This window comes from Pseudolysinimonas sp., from assembly GCF_031389465.1.
GTDB lineage: Bacteria > Actinomycetota > Actinomycetes > Actinomycetales > Microbacteriaceae > Pseudolysinimonas_A.
In genome coordinates this window covers 1-3,841 of the sequence record NZ_JANMSQ010000170.1, presented here as the reverse complement: position 1 = coordinate 3,841, position 3,841 = coordinate 1, and the positions used below count along the sequence as shown (strand labels likewise).

The 3,841-nt window shown below is 67.1% G+C and carries 6 protein-coding genes; all 6 read left to right on the top strand.

Annotated features, from left to right (window positions below):
• Positions 1-702: DNA translocase FtsK (locus RMO30_RS06715; RefSeq protein ID WP_309711106.1), on the top strand; the 702-nt coding region annotated here is incomplete at its 5' end.
• A gap of 41 nt (positions 703-743) precedes the next feature.
• Positions 744-1,361 carry a CDP-diacylglycerol--glycerol-3-phosphate 3-phosphatidyltransferase gene (gene pgsA, locus RMO30_RS06710; RefSeq protein WP_309711103.1) on the top strand — a complete coding sequence of 206 codons (618 nt, stop codon included), beginning with the start codon at positions 744-746 and terminating at the stop codon, positions 1,359-1,361.
• A gap of 14 nt (positions 1,362-1,375) precedes the next feature.
• Positions 1,376-1,846, top strand: coding sequence for a CinA family protein (locus RMO30_RS06705; protein ID WP_309711100.1), 471 nt, complete (start codon positions 1,376-1,378; stop codon positions 1,844-1,846).
• 146 nt (positions 1,847-1,992) lie between these two features.
• A complete protein-coding gene (locus RMO30_RS06700; RefSeq protein ID WP_309711097.1) occupies positions 1,993-2,322 on the top strand; it encodes a helix-turn-helix transcriptional regulator in 330 nt (109 codons plus the stop codon).
• Complete coding sequence (locus RMO30_RS06695) at positions 2,319-2,558, top strand: DUF3046 domain-containing protein (protein WP_309711107.1); 240 nt, start codon at positions 2,319-2,321, stop codon at positions 2,556-2,558. Before RMO30_RS06700 ends, RMO30_RS06695 begins: the two co-directional genes overlap by 4 nt.
• A 267-nt stretch (positions 2,559-2,825) precedes the next feature.
• A partial coding sequence (gene recA, locus RMO30_RS06690; RefSeq protein ID WP_309711095.1) for a recombinase RecA occupies positions 2,826-3,841 on the top strand: 1,016 nt, incomplete at its 3' end.

Below are 3,841 nucleotides of genomic sequence, written 5' to 3'. Positions count from 1 at the left end.
GTCGAAGACTCGATCGTGCGCATCACCCAGCTCGCGCGGGCATCCGGAATCCACCTCGTGCTGGCGACGCAGCGTCCGAGCGTCGACGTCGTCACCGGGCTCATCAAGGCGAATGTGCCGTCGCGGCTCGCATTCGCGGTGTCGTCGATGACCGACAGCCGCGTCATCCTCGATCAGCCGGGCGCCGACAAGCTGATCGGGCAGGGCGACGGCCTGTTCCTGCCGATGGGGGCGTCGAAGGCGATCCGCGTGCAGAGTTCGTGGGTCACCGAGGACGAGATCCACGCGGTCGTCGCGCACGTCACCGCTCAGGCCCGGCCGGAGTACCGCGCCGACGTCGAAGCGGTCACCGAACGCAAAGAGGTCGACGCCGACATCGGGGACGACCTCGAGGTGCTGTTGCAGGCCGCTGAGCTGGTCGTCAACACCCAGTTCGGCTCAACGTCGATGCTGCAGCGCAAGTTGCGGGTCGGTTTCGCGAAGGCCGGGCGCCTGATGGATCTGCTCGAATCCCGGGCGATCGTCGGGCCGAGCGAGGGGTCGAAGGCGCGTGACGTGCTCGTCAGCGCCGAGCAGCTGCCGGAGGTGCTGGCGCTGCTGCGCGGGGCGCCGGCGTCGAGCGCCGCACCCGCGGGCCCGGAGTATCCTGATGATGACGGCGGCTCGGACGGGGACGCTTGGAGTCTGACCGGCAGGGAGTGACGATGACTCTCGACGGACCTCCTGCGCCGAGGGTCAATCCGATGCGTGGTCGCGTCGTGCGCGGCGGCGAGGGCACCGCGAGCGCCGGCAATCTCGCCAACATCATCACGGTGTTCCGGATGCTGCTGGCTCCCGTCTTCGTCGTGCTTCTGCTGCTCGATGCGGGCGACGACGGCTACCTCCGATACATCGCGGCCGGGTTGTTCATCTTCGCGTCGGCGACCGACGGCGTCGACGGGTTCCTCGCCCGCCGCCGCAACCTCGTCACCGACGCCGGCAAACTGCTCGACCCGATCGCCGACAAGCTGCTCACCGGCGGTGCGCTCGTCTCGCTCAGCATCCTCGGTGAACTGCCGTGGTGGGTGACGGGAGTGATCCTGCTGCGCGAGGTCGGCATCACGGTTCTGCGGTTCGTGGCGCTGCGCGACCACGTGATCGCCGCATCCATCCTCGGCAAGGTGAAGACCTGGGTGCAGATCATCGCGATCTCGTTCGCGATCGTGCCCCTGTGGACCTTGTTCGGTGACGGGATGCACGTTGTCAATGCCGTGCTGATGACCCTCGCGGTGATCATCACGCTCGTGAGCGGAGCGGAGTACCTCTGGCAGGCCCGCAAGGGTCGCCCCGTCAAGCCCTCGCCGACCTCGCCGGTCGAGTAGGGCGCGAAGCGCCCGTGTCGAGACCCGCAGCCGACCTCATCGCGGCGCTGACCGAGCGCGGGTTGACCGTGGCCGTCGCGGAGTCGCTGACCGGCGGGCTCGTCGTCGCCGACCTGGTGTCGGTCCCCGGTGCCTCGGCTGTCGTGCGCGGCGGAATCGTGGCATATGCGACCGAACTGAAACACGACCTGCTGGGGGTGGATGCCGCCCTCCTCGCGGCGGGAGGCCCGATCCAGGCGGCGGTCGCCGAACAGATGGCCGACGGGGTGCGCGTTCGGCTGAACGCCGACCTGGGGCTCGCGACGACCGGTGTCGCCGGCCCCGATCCGCAGGACGGGCATCCGCCGGGGGAGGTGTGGATCGCCGTCGCGACGGCCACGGGCATCCGCTCGGTGCGCCTCGAACTGGGAGGTGACCGGGAGTCCATCCGGCGTGAGACCGTGGAGTCAGTGTTGGAACTGGCGTTCGAGTCCTTCCCGGAATAGACCCCGTTTCAATCTCGTTACAGATCGTGTCGTCCCAGGGTTTCCCTAGGTGACGCGAATTAGAGTTCATTCATACCGGTGGGATAGCCTTACCACCCCCACCCGGAGCCCGTCAGGGTTCCGCAGACCTTGTGAAGGAGGACACCATGGTTCTGGTCCGTCAGGAAATCGGTGACGTCCTCCGTGATTTCCGCCTGCAGAAGGCGATGACTCTCCGGCAGGTCGCGTCGCGTGCGAGCGTCGCGCTCGGGTACCTCAGTGAGGTCGAGCGCGGTCAGAAGGAGGCGTCGAGCGAGATTCTCGCCTCGGTCGCCGACGCGCTCGACACCCCGATCTCGGTCATCATGCGCGAGGTGGGAGATCGCCTCGCCGTCGTCGAAGGCGTCTCGTTCGCTCCGACCTCGTTCGACCGCGTGCCCGACACGCTGCCCGATGAACTGGTCGCCGAGTTCGACGCCGACCTCGCCATCCGCTGAAGCTCAAGCTTCTGAAGCTCTCCGAATTCACCCGAGCCGTCGATGACGAGTTCGGCGCTTTCGGGCGGGTGCTGTTGCGCGACACGGTGATGGTGGAGCTGGGCAACCGCACGCCCGAACAGGCGCTCGCCGCCGGCATCCCGGCCCGCGACGTGTGGATCGCGATGTGCCGTGTGCAAGAGGTGCCCGTGGACCGCTGGCACGGTGCTGGGCTGCCGAAGCCCGCTCGGGGTTGACGCGCGACACGCCGGGCTTTGAAGCGCTCGAACATTCGTTCGGGTGGGCGTAGTCTCCTCCACAGAGTCATTCGAAGACGAGTTGTGTGCGTTTCCGCCCGTCGGTCCCGGCCGATGTCGGACCCCGGGCGTAGCGTCGCACTCGTCGGACACCGACTAGCCCTGCCGTGAGGGCGCTGACCTTGCTTCACCGGTCAGCGAGAGAACGGCAGCCGATGGGCGCACAGCATTCGGGACACCCGTCCCGCCGAACTGAAGGAGACCGCAATGCCCAGTCCCGCAGACCGCGAGAAGGCCCTCGAGACCGCTCTCGCCCAAATCGACCGTCAGTTCGGCAAGGGCTCGGTGATGCGACTCGGCAGCGACGAGCGCGCTCCGGTCGCCGTCATCCCGACCGGATCGATCGCCCTCGACGTCGCTCTCGGCATCGGCGGCATCCCGCGCGGCCGCATCGTCGAGATCTACGGCCCGGAGTCGTCGGGTAAGACGACCCTGACGCTGCACGCGATCGCGAACGCGCAGAAGGGCGGCGGCATCGCGGCGTTCATCGACGCCGAGCACGCCCTCGACCCCGAGTACGCGAAGAAGCTCGGCGTTGACATCGACGCGCTCCTCGTGTCGCAGCCCGACACCGGTGAGCAGGCGCTCGAGATCGCCGACATGCTCGTGCGCTCGGGTTCGATCGACCTCATCGTCATCGACTCCGTCGCCGCGCTCGTGCCCCGTGCCGAGATTGAGGGCGAGATGGGTGACGCGCACGTCGGCCTCCAAGCCCGCCTCATGTCGCAGGCACTCCGCAAGCTCACGGGTGCGCTCAGCCAGACGCAGACCACGATGATCTTCATCAACCAGCTGCGCGAGAAGATCGGCGTGTTCTTCGGCAGCCCCGAGACCACCGCGGGCGGCAAGGCGCTCAAGTTCTATGCTTCGGTTCGGCTAGACATCCGCCGCATCGAGACGCTCAAAGACGGCACAGAGGCTGTCGGTAACCGCACGCGAGTGAAGGTCGTCAAAAACAAGATGGCGCCGCCGTTCAAGCAGGCGGAGTTCGACATTCTCTACGGCGTCGGCATCTCGCGCGAAGGCAGCCTCATCGACTTCGGCGTCGAGCACGAAATCGTGCGCAAGTCTGGCGCTTGGTACACCTATGAGGGCGACCAGCTCGGTCAGGGCAAAGAGAACTCGCGCAACTTCTTGCTCGAGAACCCGAAGATCGCCCTCGACATCGAGCAGCGGATCATGTCCAAGCTCGGCATCGGCGCCGAGGCGAAAGCAGCGAAAGC

What these genes read in the sequence shown, in the direction of transcription:
- pgsA (WP_309711103.1), top strand. Translation starts at nt 744, where the DNA reads ATGCGTGGTCGCGTCGTGCGCGGCGGCGAGGGCACCGCGAGCGCCGGC.
- RMO30_RS06700 (WP_309711097.1), top strand. Translation starts at nt 1,993, where the DNA reads ATGGTTCTGGTCCGTCAGGAAATCGGTGACGTCCTCCGTGATTTCCGC.